At 67.4% G+C, this 17521-nt stretch carries 14 protein-coding genes and 2 pseudogenes; 4 read left to right on the forward strand and 12 right to left on the reverse strand.

Annotation, left to right across the window (positions count from 1 at the left end; translation table 11 throughout):
* Together ACJ8AT_RS39330 and ACJ8AT_RS39335 are read right to left on the reverse strand one after the other, a co-directional pair.
* Positions 1 to 174 (reverse strand): helix-turn-helix domain-containing protein (locus ACJ8AT_RS39330; RefSeq protein WP_407743159.1); only part of this gene is annotated, 174 nt, incomplete at its 3' end.
* Between the two features lie 579 nt (positions 175 to 753).
* Positions 754 to 948, reverse strand: a pseudogene (locus tag ACJ8AT_RS39335) (tyrosine-type recombinase/integrase); the annotation flags it as partial.
* Between the two features lie 38 nt (positions 949 to 986).
* Here ACJ8AT_RS39335 and ACJ8AT_RS39340 point away from each other — a divergent pair.
* From ACJ8AT_RS39340 to ACJ8AT_RS39350, 3 genes are all read left to right on the forward strand, one after another.
* Positions 987 to 1139 (forward strand): hypothetical protein, encoded by a 153-nt coding sequence (locus tag ACJ8AT_RS39340; RefSeq protein ID WP_407743136.1) that lies wholly within the window; start codon positions 987 to 989, stop codon positions 1137 to 1139.
* Between the two features lie 154 nt (positions 1140 to 1293).
* A complete protein-coding gene (locus tag ACJ8AT_RS39345; RefSeq protein WP_407743137.1) occupies positions 1294 to 2079 on the forward strand; it encodes a hypothetical protein in 786 nt (261 codons plus the stop codon).
* Positions 2076 to 3938, forward strand: a complete 1863-nt coding sequence (locus ACJ8AT_RS39350) for an AAA family ATPase (RefSeq protein ID WP_407743138.1) — start codon at positions 2076 to 2078, stop codon at positions 3936 to 3938. Before ACJ8AT_RS39345 ends, ACJ8AT_RS39350 begins: the two co-directional genes overlap by 4 nt.
* A gap of 328 nt (positions 3939 to 4266) precedes the next feature.
* On the opposite strand, the pseudogene ACJ8AT_RS39355 reads toward ACJ8AT_RS39350, so the two are convergent.
* The 4 genes and pseudogenes from ACJ8AT_RS39355 to ACJ8AT_RS39370 all read right to left on the reverse strand — a co-directional run bounded on the left by ACJ8AT_RS39355 (position 4267) and on the right by ACJ8AT_RS39370 (position 10927).
* A pseudogene (locus ACJ8AT_RS39355) lies at positions 4267 to 5392 on the reverse strand (IS3 family transposase).
* A 489-nt stretch (positions 5393 to 5881) separates the two neighbouring features.
* Positions 5882 to 7258 carry a serine/threonine protein kinase gene (locus tag ACJ8AT_RS39360; protein WP_407743139.1) on the reverse strand — a complete coding sequence of 459 codons (1377 nt, stop codon included), beginning with the start codon at positions 7256 to 7258 and terminating at the stop codon, positions 5882 to 5884.
* 52 nt (positions 7259 to 7310) lie between these two features.
* Entirely contained in the window at positions 7311 to 9965 is a 2655-nt protein-coding gene (locus ACJ8AT_RS39365) for a penicillin-binding protein 1A (protein WP_407743140.1), read from the reverse strand.
* Positions 9962 to 10927 carry an RluA family pseudouridine synthase gene (locus ACJ8AT_RS39370; RefSeq protein WP_407743141.1) on the reverse strand — a complete coding sequence of 322 codons (966 nt, stop codon included), beginning with the start codon at positions 10925 to 10927 and terminating at the stop codon, positions 9962 to 9964. Before ACJ8AT_RS39370 ends, ACJ8AT_RS39365 begins: the two co-directional genes overlap by 4 nt.
* 43 nt (positions 10928 to 10970) lie before the next feature.
* Here ACJ8AT_RS39370 and ACJ8AT_RS39375 point away from each other — a divergent pair, with 43 nt between their 5' ends.
* Positions 10971 to 12428 carry a pentapeptide repeat-containing protein gene (locus ACJ8AT_RS39375; RefSeq protein ID WP_407743143.1) on the forward strand — a complete coding sequence of 486 codons (1458 nt, stop codon included), beginning with the start codon at positions 10971 to 10973 and terminating at the stop codon, positions 12426 to 12428.
* Positions 12429 to 12434: 6 nt separating this feature from the next.
* Here ACJ8AT_RS39375 and ACJ8AT_RS39380 read toward each other — a convergent pair whose 3' ends face one another.
* From ACJ8AT_RS39380 to ACJ8AT_RS39405, 6 genes are all read right to left on the reverse strand, one after another.
* Positions 12435 to 13412 (reverse strand): MBL fold metallo-hydrolase, encoded by a 978-nt coding sequence (locus ACJ8AT_RS39380; protein WP_407743144.1) that lies wholly within the window; start codon positions 13410 to 13412, stop codon positions 12435 to 12437.
* 99 nt (positions 13413 to 13511) lie between these two features.
* Complete coding sequence (locus ACJ8AT_RS39385) at positions 13512 to 14438, reverse strand: DMT family transporter (RefSeq protein ID WP_407743145.1); 927 nt, start codon at positions 14436 to 14438, stop codon at positions 13512 to 13514.
* Positions 14439 to 14451: 13 nt separating this feature from the next.
* The gene (cax, locus tag ACJ8AT_RS39390; RefSeq protein WP_407743146.1) at positions 14452 to 15576 is read right to left on the reverse strand and encodes a calcium/proton exchanger; all 1125 of its coding nucleotides are present in this window, start codon (positions 15574 to 15576) and stop codon (positions 14452 to 14454) included.
* Positions 15577 to 15648: 72 nt separating this feature from the next.
* Complete coding sequence (locus ACJ8AT_RS39395; protein WP_407743147.1) at positions 15649 to 16599, reverse strand: N-acetyltransferase family protein; 951 nt, start codon at positions 16597 to 16599, stop codon at positions 15649 to 15651.
* A gap of 7 nt (positions 16600 to 16606) precedes the next feature.
* Positions 16607 to 17365: a potassium transporter TrkH gene (locus tag ACJ8AT_RS39400; protein ID WP_407743148.1), complete on the reverse strand. Its 759-nt coding sequence runs from the start codon at positions 17363 to 17365 to the stop codon at positions 16607 to 16609.
* A gap of 12 nt (positions 17366 to 17377) precedes the next feature.
* Positions 17378 to 17518 carry a hypothetical protein gene (locus tag ACJ8AT_RS39405; protein ID WP_407743149.1) on the reverse strand — a complete coding sequence of 47 codons (141 nt, stop codon included), beginning with the start codon at positions 17516 to 17518 and terminating at the stop codon, positions 17378 to 17380.
* Positions 17519 to 17521 lie beyond the last annotated feature (3 nt).

Genomic DNA, 17521 nt, shown 5'->3' on the forward strand with positions numbered 1-17521 from the left:
CGAGTGCAGCGCCCGTCGGCTGAACCCCATCACCCGCGCCACGCTCGACACACTCTGCCCTTCTATCACCTGCAAGATGGCCAGAAGTCGGCGCGCCAACCGTGCATCCTTCGTACGCTGCATGGCGCGCCGAACTCGCTCCCGCTCGGCGCGCGACCACTCCCTACGCCCCATACCCTCACCTTGCCCTGAGCCTTCGCCCTATAGGTGCTCACGCTGAAGTGGGTGTGCAAGAACTTCTGCGGACCTACTTAGACGCCGGCCACGAGCCCCAGCACTCGCCACGAGGCGCGCGTCGACGTGTCCCGCGTCCGGCCCGCCTGGACGCACCACGAGGACGTGTCCGATGCGTCTGGCCTGGATGCTCACCACGAGGCCCACGTCGACGTGTCCGACGTGTCCGCTCACCGTCTTGGAGATTCGCCCGGCTTCTCCCAAGCCTTGATGCTCTCCAGGCGCCGCCATCCTGGCACCGGGCAGGAACGTTTTTCCGGCTTGGTCCCGGGGCAGTCCGGGGACCAAAAAAGGACCAAATCGAGTGGACGCGTGCGGACGCGTGCGGACGCTTAGAGGGGTCGATTTTCAGAGGGAAACCGAGGGAAGCGCCATTTTTCAGAGCGGGCCGTTTACCCCCCTTCACGGCTTCGATTCCCGCCGCCTCCATCCCGAGAAGCCCAGCAATCTTAACGGGTTGCTGGGTTTTTCTTTGTCCTCCTTTTCATCATGTGCCCTCAGTGTGCCCCTCTGGCGTCTCTAGCCCTGAGCGGCGCGCGGCTGGGGCATGGGACGATCCATTTCCTGGACCGCGCTCTCCCGTGCCTCGGGTGACAGATGCGCGTACCGCATGGTCATCTCGATGGTGGCGTGCCCCATCAACTCCTGAATGACCTTGAGGGCCACGCCCCGCATCGCGAGGTGGCTGCCGTAGGTGTGGCGTAGGTCGTGCCAGCTGGGCGGTGCAGGCCAGCCTGGATCTCGATGCACGGGTGAGTGTACCCGTGCACTACGGCACCTTCATCCTCGGGGATGACGGCCAGGGGGAGGCCGTCACGGACTTGCACAGTGCCCTCAAGGCCCTGCCCGAGCCCCGGCCGGAGTTCTGGGTGCTCGGCTTCGACGAGGGCCGTGACGTGCCGTAACTCAGTGCCCACCCACGAAGGGTATGCGCTTGGCTGCGCGATACCGTGCGCGCGGGCAAGCTACAAGCGCTGCAGGAGTTCGATCTTCACCTCGGCTCGGGTGCCGAACAGTGTCTTCGCTCCAGACGCGAAGATGGGCTAGGCTCACGGCTCCATGGGTCGGCCCTTTGTCGTGCTTGCTGCGCTCCCCGAAGAAGCGGATGCGGTTCTGCGCCTCATGCATTCACGACCCATGGATGCTACCCCGCCCACCTTCAGGGTCTGTCGCCACATCCATCTTCGCGACCACGACCCCCACCAGCGCTACCCAGGTATCCTGGCGCAGTTCGAGGGTGCTGGGCGCATGTATGCGGCCGTCGCGACGGCCTACGCCATCACCGCGTGGGATCCACAATTCCTCTTGATCGTTGGGACGGCGGGCGGGTTTGAGAGCCAGAGCGTGCGCCTGGGCGACATCATCGTGGCGACGGAGGTCTTCGACTACGAGTTTCAGAGACTCGGCGAGGGCCAACCCGTGATTCGTTGGGTCAAGTCTCACCCCGACGAGGGCTTGCTCAAGCTTGCGCGGAAGGTCGCCTCATCGCACGCCCCCCTTCTCAAGGATGCTTTGGGCACCAGCCCCCGTGTCCGCTTCGGCCCCGTCCTCAGCGGAGACAAGGTGATCGCTTCTCAAGACGCCATCGAGCGATTGCTCTCCTTCAACAACACAGCGCTGGGTGTCGAAATGGAGGGCGCGGGCGTCGCGTTCGCTGCTCGCCAGCAACTCAGGCCTGTGCCTTTCTTGATGGTGCGGGGTGTCGCTGACTATGCGGACGAGCGTAAGCACGAGCACTCCAGGCATTGGAGTAAGGCCGCCTGTGAGTCAGTCGCTCGCTTCATCGTCGTGCTCTTGAAGTCCTGGGCCCAGCAGGCCGAGGAAGCAAAGGCGGATAGAAAATGAGCACCACCACGAAAGAGCGCCAGGACGCCATCAGCATCATCAAGGGTCACCGCAAGAGCGTGCTGGAGAAGCTCCGGGACAAGGAAGCCTGGTCGCTCACCGATGATCTGTGGTCGTTCGCCCGCGAGGAGTACGAACAGCAGTTGGCATTCCAGTCTCTGGTGGAGAACTACATCAAGCTTGCCACCCCGCCGCGGCCCCTCTGCCTGGCTGTCTTCGGTCCCCCCGGAAGCGGCAAATCCTTCCTGGTGAAGGACATCTGCAAACATCTCAAGACGGATCAGCACGACAAGAGTCAGGAACTAAAAGTCGCCGAGGTGAACCTCACCGAGCTCGCCTCAACGGCTGATCTCATCCGGGCCATCAGGGCCGTGCGGCTCGACATGGACGGCCGCTCCGTGCCCGTGATCTTCTTCGACGAGTTCGACGCTCCGCTAGCAGGGGTTCCCCTGGGCTGGCTGAGCCGGTTCCTGGCGCCGATGCAGGATGGCAAGTTGGTCGACGCGGGAGAGCGGTTCGAGCTCAAGCGCGCGATCTACATCTTTGCTGGGGGAACCGCTTCCCGGATGGAGGACTTCGGCCGAGCTGCAGGTGCCCGGTTTCGAGAAGCCAAAGGGCCTGACTTTGTCAGCCGTCTTCGTGGCTACGTGGACGTGCGGGGCCCAAACGATCCGAAGGGCACCATGCTTCGCAGAGCGCTCCTCATCGAGTCTGCTCTCAAGAGAGTCCGGCAAGCCCGTACAGGCGAAGTGCCCCAGAAGGGCAAGGAACCCCCGGCTCAACCCATCTCCGATGAACTGATCGAGGCGATGCTCGACGCCGGACGCTTCCGCCATGGTTCGCGGTCCATCGAGGCGATCATCGAGATGGCAGCCGCCAAGGCCAGCGCGGACGAGCCATTGACCCGCGAACACCTCCCGCCTCCGCATGTGCTCAACGTTCATCGCGATCTCGGAGAACTCGATCCGTTCAGCATCAATGGGTTGATTGGCCTGAGCGCGGGCGATTCCGAGAGCCAGGCCCCCCCAGGGGTTCCGCAGGATGCCTGGAAGGAGGTCGCCGTCAACGTCGTGGAACGGCTGTGGAAGATCGGCGCCGTGGTGGGTTACGGGGGAAAATGGAATGACAACCCCCTGATGAAGGAGCTGGTGGAGAGACTCGCGAATAAAAAAGAAGTTCTCGTCGAGGCGCCTTCGAAGCTGGCTTCGTCGGAAGAGAACCGCCCCAAGGTCAGGCTGGAGGTCTTTGCGAGAGAGCAGCCTGACGCTCTGGTTCCCAAGGTCATCGGCCTGAGTGAGGTCCCTGTACCGGCCTACTGGAGCTCGCTGCCCCAGGGTTCCTTTCTGGCGCGAGCCGCGACCACCTTCCGGATGCGGTGGATGATGTCGTGTCGCTGCGTGGCGCGCGTGTTCATCGCTGGCAAGTTGTCCGGGTACAGCGGGCGAATGCCCGGCATCCTGGAAGAGACGATGCTGGCCTTAGCCCTGAACCAGCCGCTCTATGTGATTGGTGGCTTTGGGGGAAGCGCTCAGGTGGTGGGCGAGCTGCTAGGCCTTTCCAAGGCATGGCCACCGGACGGCCGGAGCGTTGGCTCCTTTGGCAGGAAAGTGGTCGAGGATGCCAACAAGGACCGAACTGTTACGCAGGCGTCGGGTCTCTTCCGCCCAGCGGGGGTTCCGGACCTCCCTCTGACGTTCACGGAGGCAATGACGTTTGTCACGGGGTACTCCATCGGTGGGCCCAAGTGGCCGCCCAACGGCCTCTCGCTGGATGAAAATCGGGAGTTGTTCTTCACGCCGGATCAGGATCGAATCGTCGAGTTGGTACTGAACGGGCTCACTCGTCGCTTCCAAGGTTGAACCCGTCGGACAGTCAGACCGTCGACCTGCCCCTCCCCAGGTCCACCTCGCCAGGGCACACGCTACTCTCATCCTCCTACGGACCTCTCGTAAGCCTTGGGAGACCGCGGAACTCAGGCCGCTCGCGTCCAAGCAGATTGACGCTGTTGGGCTGCATGTGCCCCTAGTGTGCCCTGAGGTGGACCCCATCGTTAGGACCAGTTTCGGGGCCCCGCTATTTGCATCCCAGCCGACGGTGAGAGTGTGTTGATACGTCGTCGAGGTCGTCGTTGTCGAGGGGGCCTGGGGGAGACTGGCAACCTGTGGAGAACTGTGGAGAGCTGTGGAGTCACGCGGCCAGGAGAAGTTGGCCCGTGCGGTACACCTGCATGGGAGTGCTGTAGCCCAGCGCCTGGTGGGGCCGCCGGTGGTTGTAGAAGTGCAGCCACCTGCTGATGCCGGCCCACGCCTCGTGCACGTTGGCGTAGGGGCGCGCATATACCTCCTCGTACTTGAGCGAGCGCCACAGCCGCTCGACGAAGATGTTGTCCTGGTAGCGCCCCTTGCCGTCCATGCTCACGAGCACCTCGTGCGCCAAGAGCACCGCGACGAACTCCACCGCGGTGAACTGCGCCCCCGGGTCCGAGTTGAAGATATCGGGCGGCCCGTGGTGCAGCAGCGCCTCGTGGAGCGCCTCGAGGCAGAAGGACACCTCCATGGAGTTGGACAGCCTGTAGGCCAGCACCGCCCGGCTGAACCCGTCCATGATGACCACCAAGTAGGCCCAGCCCCGCTCCAGGGGGATGTAGGTGATGTCAGTGGCCCACACTTGGTTGGGCCGAACAACCTCCACGCGGCGCAGCAGGTAGGGGAACACCGGGTTCTCCGAGTGGGGGCGGCTCGTGTTGGGTCCGGGGCCATGCCCTCCAACCTCATCAGGCGCATCAGCCGCTGCACCCGCTTGCGATTCACCGTGAGCCCGGCCTGCCGGAGCATCACCCTCATACGCCGGCTGCCGTAGAAGGGCTGCTCCAGGTAGAGCGCGTCGATGCGGCGCATCAGCTCCAGTTCCTCCGCGTCCACCTCCACCGGCTCGTAGTACAGGCCCGAGCGTGCCACCTGCAGCAGGGCACACTGCTGGCGCATTGATAGCTCGTCGGCTCCGGGCTGCAACATCGCTCGTCGCTCGTTCGACGGGAGCGCGGCAGCCCGCGAGCTAAAAAATCTCGCTCCACCGTCAGCTCGCCGATCTTCTTGAGCAGTTCGTCCTGGACGCGCTCGGTCTCCTGGCTGCTGTCGCGCGTGAAGGCCGAGGCCGCCTTCTCCAGCAGCAGCTTCTTCCACTGGCCCACCAGCCCCGGGTGCACTCCGAACTTCTTGCCCAGCTGCGTCAGGCTCTCCCGCTCCTGCATCGCCGCCAGTGCTACCCGTGCCTTGAACGCTGGGTCAAACCGCTTCCGGTTTCTCTGCGTCATGCCGTGCTCCTACGGTGGAGTCGGCCGGAAATCCAAATAACGGGGTGGTCCGAAAAACGGGGTCCACTTCACCCCTCCAGCGGGGAATTGAACGGGACGAGACGGGACAAGACGGGACGGAGCGGGGGAACGATCCGATGTGAGATCAAGGCGTTAGCCGGTAACAGCGCGACCTGCTTAGGGTTTTGCTTCCGCCTCGTTACGGGTTCGATTCCCGCCGCCTTCACCAGCAGTATCGATCCGGCGGTAGCGGTCCAGCCGGTTCCGACCGCTTCAGAAGCGCCCCCCACCGGTCCTGAACGTTCAGAGGCGCCACCCCACCCGGTTCTAAACGTTTAGAAGTGCCCCCCCTGCTCCGACGGAATCAGGCAAGGCGCTCTACCGCACAGCCGGATCATTCCACACCGCCTTGCAGCGGGAGGGCGCAACGCCAACGGCCCAGGCCTCCTGCCGCGTCGCTTTTCCGGACCCGATGTGTCGGGTTGGATTTCAGGGATTCTTCACGGGCTCAGAAGTGGGAGGATGCTTGCGCCCGAGTGGGATGAAGGGCTCATAACAGACACCTTTGAACATCTTGCCCCCGAGTTCCTGGCACTTCTCGGGCTCCCACGAGATGGGGGTCCAGCATCCGCCGTTGAGGATCACCATCGCCTTGCTGGGGCACCGCCCCTTCTCATCGGGCCGTGCCTGTCCAGGTTGCGGCTCGGGCAGAGCGTCCTTCATCCCCTCTGGTGGAGCGCCCGAGCTCGGCTTGTCCAGCGAGGTGCGCGCGGCGTCCTCGCCAAGCCCGGAGGTGCCTGCCTCCGCGGAGCCGGGCCTCGCGGGCTCGGTGCGCGCCACGGAGGGCCGCTCCAGAAGCTCGTGGGCCACGGTCCTTCCCACCCCGACGGCCAGTGCCAGCCCCACCGCCACCGCCGTCAGCCAGCGCCCTGCACGCCTGCGAAGCGCTCGGCTTCCGGAGGGCCGCCGCGAGGAGCCCTCGGGCGAAGCCAGCTCCCGCGCCAGTTGCGCCGCGCTGCCGCGCTGCTCGGGGGGCACCGAGAGCAGGCGCAGGGTGAGGTTGCGCAGGGAAGGCTCCACCCAGGAGCCGCTCACCAGCGCCCGCGGCATTCTCACTCTTTCCACATGCCAGGTCCCCTCCTCGTCCCGGAACGGCTCGTACAGCTCCGGGTACTCGCCCGTCAGCAGCCGGCACGCCGTCACTCCCAGGGCGTACAGATCATCCGCCGCACAGGGCTGGTAGCGCGCCGTGGTGCCGCCGTGGTGCTGGAGCTCGAACAGCCAGGCCTGGGGCGAGCGGTAGAGCGGCGTGCCCGCGAAGCCCATGGCAGGGGTGAGCGGGGCGGCGCCTGGGTAGAGGCCCGAGCCGAAGTCCATGAGCAGAGCCCGGTCATCCGAGCGGCGCACCAGCACATTGTCGCCCTTCAAGTCGCGATGGACGGCCCCCCGCGCATGGACGATGGCCAGCGCCTGCGCGAGCTGTCCCAGCCAGCGCCTCACCCGCGCGGGCTCCAGCGGGTGCAACCGCGCCTGCGCATACAAGGGCGTGCCGTCCACCCACTGAAGCACCAGGAAGGGGTGGCGCGTGCCCGAGGCAGACTCCCAGCAGCCCTGCTCCACCAGCCGAGGAATGCTGGGGTCGTGGCAGCCAGACAGCAGCGCCGCCTCGCGTGCGAAGCGCGGGTCCTCCGGCAGCAGAGCCAACTTCAGGGCCACAGGCCAGCCGTGCTCGTCGTGCCGGGGCACCGCGCGGTAGACGGCGCCGTGGGCTCCGCCACCGGCCCAGCCCTGAATGCGCCAGGCTCCCACCTCCGTGCCGGGCGGCAGCACACCCGGGTGAAGCGGCAGCGGGGAGGGGCTGTCCATGGTGGGCCTCGCGGGGGAGCGTATCGCAACGGCGCCCCCGCCCCAAGGTCCGCTACTGCTGGCCCATCAGGAACTGCTGCTCGTCCACCTGGTTCTTCTGCGGGGCCACTTCCTTCGGCTCCGTCCCCTTCTTGAAGAACATGATCTTCATGTTCTTGGACGTCTCGGCGGCGATCTTCCCCGTCTTCACGTCGATGGGCAGCTTCACCAGGTCCATGCTCGGCCAGGGGGCGAACTCGCCCTGGGGCCGGTCCGCGATGGCCTTCTTCATGTACTCCAGCCAGATGGGGAGCGCGGCCCGGCCACCCGTCTCGTAGCGGTTGAGCGGGTGCGGGTTCAAGTCATAGCCCACCCACGCCACCGTCACGAGATCGCGGGTGAAGCCGGAGAACCACGTGTCGAACGAGTCGTTCGTGGTGCCCGTCTTGCCCGCGGCGGGCTTGCCCAGGCGCTGGGCCGGAGCGCCCGTGCCCTCCAGCACCACGCCGCGCATCAGGTGCGTCATGATGAAGCCGGTCTCCGGGGCCATCACCTGGTCGCCCGGCTCGAAGAGGCGCGCGTAGGCGGAGGCCACTCGGTCCTGCAGCGGCGCCCAGGCGTCATCGAACGCGGTGTGGTCCTCCAGCGTGCGCCCGAAGCGGTCCTCGATCTTGCGGATGAAGAAGGTCGGCTTCTTGCGGCCGTAGCGGTTGAAGGTGGAGTACACCTGCGCCAGCTCCACCGGGTACACGCACGAGGAGCCGAGCGCGGCGGAGAAGTCCATGTTCATCGGCGTGGACAGGCCGAGCGTCCGGGCCCACTCGGACATCACCTTGGTGCCCACCGCGCCGAACGTCTTCACCGCGGGGATGTTCATGGAGTTGATGAGCGCGTTGCGCAGCAGCACGTCGCCCACGAACTCCTCGGTGTAGTTCTCCGGCTTCCAGGCCACCTTGGTGTCCGGATCGTGCTCGACGATGGGCGAGTCCACGATGGTGGTGGCCTCCGTCCAGTTGAGCTTCTCGATGGCCGCCGAGTAGACGATGGGCTTGTAGGAGCTGCCCGGCTGACGGCACGCCTGGAAGGCGCGGTTGAACTCGTTGTCGTCGAAGTCGTACCCGCCCACCATCGCGGTGAGGTACTGCCGGTGCGGATCAATGGAGACGAGCGCGCTCTGCGGCTCGGGCTGCTGCTCCAGCCGGAAGAGGGGCGGCCCCTTGTTGGTGGACTTCATGGGCCCCACGTTCTCCACGCCCTGGCCGTGCTTGCCGCCCTCGAGGGGCACCGCCTCGTCGTCGGGGAGGGCGTCAGCCAGCTTCTTGTCCCACTGCTCCTTGTCGTCGGCCAGGTCCTTCTTCAGCACGTGGCGCACGACGATCAGGTCGCCCACGCCGAGGGCCTTCTTCACCGAGGTGATCATCGCCCCCGGCGAGTAGTAGGACTCGGGGTTCACCTTGCGCGCCCAGCGCATGCCGAGCAGCGGCAGCCGGCCGGCGTACGGGCCCACCTGGATGTCGGCGCCCGTGCCGTCCGCGTCGATCTTCGTCACCAGCGCCACGTAGAAGCGGTTGAGGATCAGCTCCTCCTTGCCCATGGCCTTCCTGGCGCGCTCCATGAAGGTCTTGCGGTCGGCCTCCTTCTCCAGGCTCATGAGCGGGCCGCGCCAGCCCTGGCGCTTGTCGAGCACCAGCAGGCCGTTGAGCACCGCCTCCTGCGCGGCGCGCTGGCGCTCGCTGTCCATGGTGGTGAAGACCTTGAGGCCTTGATCCAGCAGCGCCGGGTTGGTGTAGCGGTCCACCACGTCACGGCGGGCCTGCTCGACGAAGTACGGGGCGAACTCGTGGAACACGTCCTCCACCGGGTGGACGATGACGGGCTCGGCGTTGGCCGAGTCATGCTCCGCCTGGGTGATCATGCCCTCCTTCAGCATGCGGCCCAGCACGTACGAGCGGCGGTTCTTGGCCTCCTGCGGGTGCAGGAAGGGCGAGTAGCGGCTGGGCGCCTGCGGCAGTCCGGCAATGAGCGTCATCTCGCCCAGCGTCAAGTCGCGCACGTCCTTGCGGTAGTAGTTCTCCGCGGCGCTCTGCACCCCGTAGCTGTGGTGCCCGAGGAAGACGTTGTTCAGGTAGAGGTAGAGGATCTCCTCCTTCGTCAGCGCCGCCTCCAGGCGCCGGGCGAGGATGGCCTCGCGGATCTTCCGCTTGAGCGTCTTGGCGGTGGACTCCTTGTAGCCCTCGGCGTTGATCAGCACCGCCTTCGCCGTCTGCTGCGTCAGCGTGGAGCCACCTTGCACGCCGCCGCTGCGCAGGCCCAGCTTGGCCGCCGTCGACTTCAGGGCCGCGCGCACCGTGCCCGGCACGTCCACGCCCATGTGGTCGAAGAAGCTCGAGTCCTCGCTGGCGATGAACGCCTGCACCAGCCGCTTGGGGATGCGCTCGTAGGGCACCACCTTGCGCCGCTGGTTGTAGAACTCGCCGGCCAGCACCGCGTCGTCCGTGTACACCTCGCTGACGATGGGCGGCCAGTACTCGTCCACCTTGGGGATGGCCGGCAGGTCCTGTGAGTAGATGTAGTACAGCGCCACGAGGCCCACCGCCGCGGCGGTGGTACCGGTGAGAGCGGCCCAGGCGGCGAACTTGAGGGGGAGGAGCCACCAACGGCCCTTCTTCTCCCCATCGAGGACGAGCTTGGAGCGGCTGCGGTCAATCTTCGGATTGGGTGTGCTCATGACGGTTCCAGCGCAGCTCTTTTGAGTACGTCCTTCAGCTCTGGAGGCAACCTCGCCTCCACCGTCACCTTCCCGCCGTGTTGGGGGTGAGGAAATTCGATGCGCTCGGCGTGCAGGAACAAACGTTTCAAACCCCACCGAGCCCGCACGTCCCGGTTGAAGGCAAAGTCACCATACTTCTTGTCCCCCGCAACGGGGTGGCCCACCGCGGCCAGGTGCCTTCTTATCTGATGAGTGCGTCCGGTCTCGATGGCGCAGGAGAGGAGCGCCGCCTCGCTCGACTGCCGGATGACCTTCCACCGGGTGAGCGCCTCTTGCATGTTCACCCCCCGACGGGCCTTGGACTCGGCTGTCTGCTGGTGCTCGGAGAGGGGCAAGTCAATCACGCCCGAGTCCTTGGGCATCTTGCCCTTCACCAGGGTGAGGTAGCGCTTGCGGGAGTGGCCTTCGGTGAAGACCTCGGTGAAATGGACCATGGCGGGGCGGCGCTTGGCCACGAGGATGACACCGGAGGTTTCCCGGTCCAGTCTGTGGGCGGGCGAGGCGGTGAAGTCGTTGCGCACGGCCTTGGGGCCCAGGTAGGCCCGCACATAGTCCACCAGGGTGCCCCCGGTAATGCCGCTGCCGGTGTGGACGGCCATGCCGCTGGGCTTGTCCACGGCCATCATCCAGTCGTCCTCCAGGAGGATGACGAGCTCGGAGGGGTCCACGGGAGGCGGCGGGGGCGGGGGGCGGGGGCCGGAGGGGCTGGGGCCGGTGAGCTGCTGCTCGTCGCCGCGGATGGTGATGACGTCGCCTGGGGCCAGGAGCTGCTCGGGCTGGGCCCGCTTGCCGTTCACGCGCACCTTCTTCACGCGGATCATCTTGAAGAGATGACTGGTGGGCATGGAGGGCAGCCGCTTGCGCAGGTACTTGTCCAGCCGCATGCCCGTACTGTCCTCTTCGATTCGGTACTCGATCATTTGTTTTGCGCCGGGACCAGACCACACGAATAATGGCCGGTCCATGCCGAAGGCTCCCAGTATTGAGAAGCTCCTCCAGAATGGTTCGGCCGAGTGGAACAAACTCCGCAAGGCCGGTCAGGTACCGACCGACCACACCGGCGCCACGTTCACCCAGCTCTTCTCCGCCAACGCGGACTTGTCGGGCTTGGGGCTCGTGGGCTCGGAGTGGGAACGGTGCGACCTCTCCAAGATCAACTTCCGCGATTCGGACCTGTCCAACTCCTATTTCCACGGCGGCCGGTTGCAAGACTGTGACTTCCGCGGCGCGAACCTCGAGGGGGCCACCTTCGAGAAGCTGAAGCTGCTGCGCTGCGACTTCACCGGCGCCAAGGGTCTGGAAGACCTGGAGATGGATGAGGTGGACATGGACCGGGTGGTGGGCCTGGACGGTGAGGAGGCCCCTCCCCCGCCGCCCCCGCCAGCGCAGGGGATTACCGCGTTCACTCGCGAACAGCGGGAGAAGGCGCTGGGCTCGGCCGCGGCGGCGGTGATGGGGCCGGTGGGCGAGGAGCTGCCGCCCTTCAAGCCGCAGGATCCGCCGGGAGCGCTGTTCTTCCGGGCGCTGAAGCGGCTGGCGGCGCCGCCCGTGTGGGTGCTGGACGTGCCGGGGCTGAGGCCGCTGGTGCCGCAGCGGTTGCCGCCGGGCTCGTCGCTGGAGGCCATGTACCGCGAGGCGGTGAAGTCCCGGCTGGAGAACAAGAAGCCGTCGGCGGACCCGGGCGCGGTGGAGCGGGCGCAGAAGTCGCTGCGGATGGGAGGGAAGGACGCCTCGGTGGCGGCCATGTACCTGCGCGAGGTGGGCGTGCTGCCGCTGTTCCGCTTCTCCGCGGCGAAGGTGCTGAAGGACGCGCTGCGGGCCGAGGTGGAGGTGGATGACCTGACGGGCTCGATCGATCCTCGGGTGACGGGCGCGCTGCTGGAGCTGCGGCTGACGCACGAGGTGGTGGAGCACCTGCAGGAGGCGCGGCGGCGGCTGGCGGCGACGCAGCTCTACACGGCGCTGTTGGAGGCGGGCTTCACCCCGGAGAACAACTGGGAGGAGGCGCTGGAGTCGGCGGAGCCGGCGATGGAGCTGGCGCAGCTGGCGACGGCGGAGGACCGCAACGCGCTGTTCGAGGGCTTCCAGGTGTTCGCGGCGCTGCCGGACGAGGCCCGGCTGCGGCGGCTGGCGTACCTGGCCGAGACGGTGACGAACCTGGAGCTGGTGAGCCGGCTGCCGGAGGGGATGGAGCCGCAGTGGCTCACCGGGCCGGAGACGCGCGAGTGCCACGACCGGGAGATGACGTACGTCCAGGCGCTGAGGGCGGCGGATATTCCGGCGAAGGTGCCGGCGCTGGCGAAGGCGGAGCTGGGGGTGCCCGAGGGCGAGGTGCCCGAGGACAGCGAGGACGACTTGTTCGTCCACCTGCGCTGCGACGTGTGCGGCAAGGAGAAGCTGATCGTCCAGTCGCCGGAGTGAGCGTCCTCAGAAGAGCGCGAGCTGCTGGGGCTTGCTCCCCAGCGCTCGCGCGTCGATGCCCTCATCCCGAAGCACCTGCGCCAGCTCCTCCTTGAAGCCGTGGTGGGTGAGGACCTCGCGCGCCCCCGTCTCCTTCACGTACTTCACGAGCGACGGACAATCCGCGTGGTCCGACACCGGGAAGGCCACTTGCGCCCCATAGCGGTACGCCGCGCCCGGATCCAACGCCCAGCCCGTGAGCACCGCCGTCGCTCGCGGCCACAGCCCCGACAGCCCTCCCGTGCGCGACAGGTGCGGCGGGAAGAACACCACCTCCCCCGGCTCCACCCTGCCGTCGAAGCGCCGCACCCGCTCGATGGGCACGCCGAACTCCGCGTAGAGCTGCGTCACCTCGTAGATGGACGCATGCACCGCCAGGCTGAAGCCTCGGCCCGAGAGGTACTTCATCGCCTCCTGGCTCTTGCCCAGCGGGTAGCCGAGCAACACCGGAGTGGCCCCGCGCTCCTGCTGCTGGCGCACCCACGCCTCCACCTGCGCCAGCACCTGCTCCTTCGGAGGGAAGCGGTAGCGCGGATGGCCGAACGTGGCCTCAATCACCAGCGTGTCGCACTCGGCCACCTGCGCGGGCTCGGCCGTCAACGAGGGCACCAGGTTCAAGTCCCCCGTGTAGACGATGCGCTTGCCATCCGAGCGGATGGCGCGGAGCTGGGCACTGCCCAGGATGTGCCCCGCGGGCAGCAGCTCCAGCGTCAGCGAGCCCAGCTCGAAGATCTGGTTGTACGGCACCGCCAGCGGAGCGCCCACGGCCCCCAGCCGGTGCGTCATGAAGCGCAGCGTGGCCGCCGTGGAGATGGTCCGCTCGTGGCGAGCGATGTGGTCCGAGTGGCCATGGCTCACGAAGGACAGGGGCGTCTTGCGCGTCGCATCCAGCGACAGCGGGGTCCCCGTCAGGTGCAGTCCGTTTCGCCTCAGCTCGACACTCATGCGGAAGCTCCCCCTATAGCGCGCGGCCGCCTCCCTGTGTCCCCAATGTAACGCCCCGCCCGCCCGTCGCCCCAGCACCCGAGCAGCCCTGCCTCCCGCTCAGGCCCGCGCCGCCTCTCTCGCGCGCCACCGCTCCCACAAGGCCGAGCCCAGCTCCGAGGCCAGCACGCCCAGGACGATGAGCCCACCGCCCACCCACTCGCGCGCTCCGAGCTTCTCGTACCCGAGCACCACGGAGAAGGCTGCGGCGAACACCGGCTCCAGCGAGTAGATGATGACCGCCCGCACCGCCGAGGTCCGTGCCTGCGCCCAGGTCTGGATGCTCAAGGCCAGGGCGCTCGCGAAGACGCCGCAGAAGAGCGTGGCCCCAATGAAGGAGGGCGTCCACTCCACGTGCACTTGCGTGAAGGGAAGGCACAGCGCGGACAGCAGCGCCACCACCCACAGCTGCACCGCCACCAGCGCTTGCACGCCCTCCTTCGTCGCGAAGCGCTCGGTGAAGACGATGTGGAAGGCGTACGACACGGCACACCCGAACGTCAGCAGATCGCCCGAGGACACCCCCAAGCCCACCTCCGCTCCCGTGAGGTAGTAGAGCCCCACCGCCGAGAGCACCACGCCCACCAGCGAGGACACGCGCGGCACCCGCCGGAACAGCGCCAGCAGCACCACCGGCACCACCAGCACGGACAGCCCGGTGATGAACGCCGAGCGCGAGGGCGTGGTGCGCGTCAGCCCCATCGTCTGCAGCGCGAACCCTCCAAAGAGGAAGAGGCCGAGCACCCCTCCTCGCCGCAGATAGCTCGGGTTGAGCAGCTGGCGCCCGGCCAGCACGCTGAGCACCGCGGCGCCCACCGTGAAGCGCATCGCGAGGAACGAGAAGGGATCGCCATGCCCCAGCGCGTCCTTCACCACCACGAACGTGGTGCCCCACAGCAGCGTGAGGACCATCAACGCGCCGTCGGCCCGGAGCCGGGCCTGGGACTCCGCGCGAGCCGTGGCTTCAGACGTGGCGGGAGCCGTCACCGGACGCGCGCCGTCACGGAATGAAGAAGAAGGTGACGCCGAGGATCGCGTAGACGCCCAGCAGCATCACCCCCTCGAGCCAGTTGGACTCGCCGTCCAGGGCGATCAACGTGACCGCGCCCACGCTCAGGCCGATGCCCAGCACCTCCATGTGGCTGAACTCCAGCGTCATGTGCTGCCCCATGGGGATGGACACCAGCACCAGCACCGGCGCCACGAAGAGCGCGATCTGCTTGGAGGACTCGAAGGCGATGTTGAACGCCAGGTCCATCTTGTTCTTCAGCGACATCATGATCGCCGTGGAGTGCTCGGCCGCGTTGCCCACGATGGCGATGATGATCACACCAATGAAGGTATGGGTGAAGCCGAACGTGGCGATGGCCGCCTCGATGGCGTGCACCAGGAACTCGGCCACCACCACCACGCCCAGCGTGGCGCCCAGCAGGATGACGCTCGCCCCCCTCGGGGTCCAGGGCGGCAGCTCCTCCTCGGTGCCTTGCTCCTCGCCCTCGTACAGGTGCGAGTGCGTCTTGAGCGCGAACAGCAGCGACAGCGCGTAGACGATCAGCAGGATGACCGAGATGGCCACCGACATCGGGAAGATGACCGGATCCGCCTCATGCCGCCGGAAGGCATGGAAGAGATCCGGAATGGACATGGCGGTGAGCGCCAGGAACATCATCGCCGCGCCGGACAGCGCCGCCGTGGTGTTGAACTTCTGCCGCGCGTACTTCAGGCCACCGGCCAGGATCGACGCGCCCAGCACCAGCAGGAGGTTGCCCAGGATGGCGCCGGTGACGGAGGCCTTCACCACCTCCACCTGCCCGGAGCGCAGCGCCGCCAGCGCGACGATGAGCTCCGCCGCGTTGCCGAACGAGGCGTTCATCAGCCCGCCCAGCCCGCTGCCCAGCTTGTGGGCGATCACCTCGGTGGCCTCGCCCATCAGCCGCGCCAGCGGGATCAGCGCCACCGCGCACAGGATGAACGTCCACGTGCCCGGGAAGAAGAAGTGCGAGGCGACCGCCAGCGGAAACGAGATGACCAGCAGCCCCAGGGAGACGCGGTCCACGGTCAACCACGGGTTGTTGGCGTCCTCGGCGGGGTTGGGAGCAGATGCGGCAGGGGTGGGGGAACTCACAAGGAGCCTCTCGGCGAAGCTGGAACGGTGCTTTTGACCCACCCGCCCCCTCTCATGAAATCCTAATGAACGTCAATTCAACTCGCACTCCATGACGACCAGCGGCTTGATTCCTCCCGAGGCGCTCCACTCGGAGTTGACCTGCAGGGTGAGCTCGGTGGACGAGCCCCGGAAGCCCGCCCTTCGGAACGTCCTCAGCGAGGCGAAGTTGTCATCGTCGATGTCCGCGAAGATGCGGTCGGCGCCCTGCCGCCGGGCCTCGTCCATGAGGCAGGTGATGATCTGGAACGCCACGCCCATCCGGCGAGCCCGTGGCGCCACCACCAGCGAGCGCACCCACAGCCCCTCCAGCTGCAGGCCCTCCTGGCGGTAGTCGTCCAGATAGGCAAAGCCGCACAGCCGCCCCTTCTTGTCGAAGGCCCCCACCGCCGCGCCCATCGAGCCGGCCTCGCGCGTCCAGCGCCCCAGCAGCTGCTGGCGCAGGAACGGCGAGGGCACCAGCAGCCGCTCTCCCGCGAAGACCAGGAGCGCGTCGAGATCCTCCGCTCGCAGCAGGCGGACCTCGAGCTCTCCCAGCCACCGCTTCCGCAGCGGGCGGGACCAGCCGGACACGGTGAAGTCCCGAAGCCGGCGGAACACGGCGCGAGCCTTGGGCCGAGACCACAGCCCCGCGAGCAGCCGCTGGCCCAGAAAGAGCGTGGGGCGAGACACGCGAGGCAGCGGCAGGAGCAAGGAGCCTCTCCTCAGCGCGGTGATGCGCCCGAGCGGCAGGCCCTCTGGATCCTTCTTCCCTCCGAGCAGCGGGGCCGTCACCAGCGGCTGGGTGGAGACCACCACATGCGCGACGAGCTGGCGCCGCACCTTCATGAGCGCTACATCCCCTCGGGCGAGCCCCTCCGCCTCGCACCGCAGCACCCGGACCGAGTCTCCGCTGCGCAGCAGGGGATAGAGGCTCCGCCCCGCGCCTCGCAGCCAGAGCTGGCGGCCTGTGGGCGTGGCCTCGACCAGGGCCACGAGATCCATGGGGTGCCTACTGGCCATCGAGCCACCCTCTCACGAAGCCGGCCGCGGCCTCATGCTTGCGGAAGACGAAGCGCCGAAGCGCCACGTGCTCGGTGATGCGCGCCAGGCGCTGGAGGATGTCTCCGGGCGAAGCCTCCCCGGGCAACGGCCGGAACACCTGCCCCATCAGCGCCGCGATGGCCTCCTGGGGTGTCACGGGCTCCATCCGCTCCTCCGGGCCTTTGGCGAGCAGGAGCACCGCCGCCAGCCGCGCCCGGGCCCGGGACGACGGGAGATCCAGCTCCGAGCAGAACGGGCTGCCCTCCACCCTCCCCTCTGGATAGAGCGCCACCACCTCATCCGAGAGCACCTCCGCCGCCGCGGCCTGGGCGCACAGCCGGGTGAAGGTGGACTTGCCCGCCCCGCTCGGCCCGATGGCGACCACGCCTCGCCCCTGGAAGGCCACGCCCGCAGCGTGCAGCAGCAGCCCGCCCTGCCGCAGCGTCGCCAGTTGCATCCCCACGCGCAGGGCCAGCTCGGTGTCGAGCTCCGCTCGCGGCGGCTCCACGCACACCACCTCTCCTTCCACCCGGAAGCGAGGCCCGGAGGGCTGGCGCGGATCCAGCGGCGCCCCCTGCCCCGAGGGCACCGTCCCGCTCCGCAGCACCAGGCGAGGAGCGCCCTGCTGGGTGGCCGCGAAGGGAGCCAGCGTGCACCGCTCGCCTGCTCGGGTCAGGAGCTCCTCATCCACCCCTACGCTCCAGTCCCCGAAGCGCAGCAGCCGCATCCCAGCCCCCGCCTACAAGCAGTTCGGGGGGTTCTCGGGATCGACGAAGCAGCTCGGCTGGAAGAGATCCGGAGCCAGAATGCGCTCCGAGCGCACCTGCGGAGGCAGGTAGGGCTTCTTCTTCCCAGCTTTCTTGGGCTGCTCCGTCGTCATGTG

The sequence above is a fragment of the Hyalangium sp. genome, assembly GCF_045802625.1.
In the GTDB taxonomy this organism is placed as follows: Bacteria; Myxococcota; Myxococcia; order Myxococcales; family Myxococcaceae; genus Hyalangium.

Bases quoted from the DNA above. Each gene is read 5' to 3' on its own strand.
- ACJ8AT_RS39345 (WP_407743137.1), top strand. From the start codon at position 1,294: ATGGGTCGGCCCTTTGTCGTGCTTGCTGCGCTCCCCGAAGAAGCGGAT.
- ACJ8AT_RS39365 (WP_407743140.1), bottom strand. From the start codon at position 9,965: ATGAGCACACCCAATCCGAAGATTGACCGCAGCCGCTCCAAGCTCGTC.
- ACJ8AT_RS39350 (WP_407743138.1), top strand. From the start codon at position 2,076: ATGAGCACCACCACGAAAGAGCGCCAGGACGCCATCAGCATCATCAAG.
- ACJ8AT_RS39370 (WP_407743141.1), bottom strand. From the start codon at position 10,927: ATGATCGAGTACCGAATCGAAGAGGACAGTACGGGCATGCGGCTGGAC.
- ACJ8AT_RS39380 (WP_407743144.1), bottom strand. From the start codon at position 13,412: ATGAGTGTCGAGCTGAGGCGAAACGGACTGCACCTGACGGGGACCCCG.
- ACJ8AT_RS39360 (WP_407743139.1), bottom strand. From the start codon at position 7,258: ATGGACAGCCCCTCCCCGCTGCCGCTTCACCCGGGTGTGCTGCCGCCC.
- ACJ8AT_RS39405 (WP_407743149.1), bottom strand. From the start codon at position 17,518: ATGACGACGGAGCAGCCCAAGAAAGCTGGGAAGAAGAAGCCCTACCTG.
- ACJ8AT_RS39395 (WP_407743147.1), bottom strand. From the start codon at position 16,599: ATGGATCTCGTGGCCCTGGTCGAGGCCACGCCCACAGGCCGCCAGCTC.
- ACJ8AT_RS39375 (WP_407743143.1), top strand. From the start codon at position 10,971: ATGCCGAAGGCTCCCAGTATTGAGAAGCTCCTCCAGAATGGTTCGGCC.
- ACJ8AT_RS39400 (WP_407743148.1), bottom strand. From the start codon at position 17,365: ATGCGGCTGCTGCGCTTCGGGGACTGGAGCGTAGGGGTGGATGAGGAG.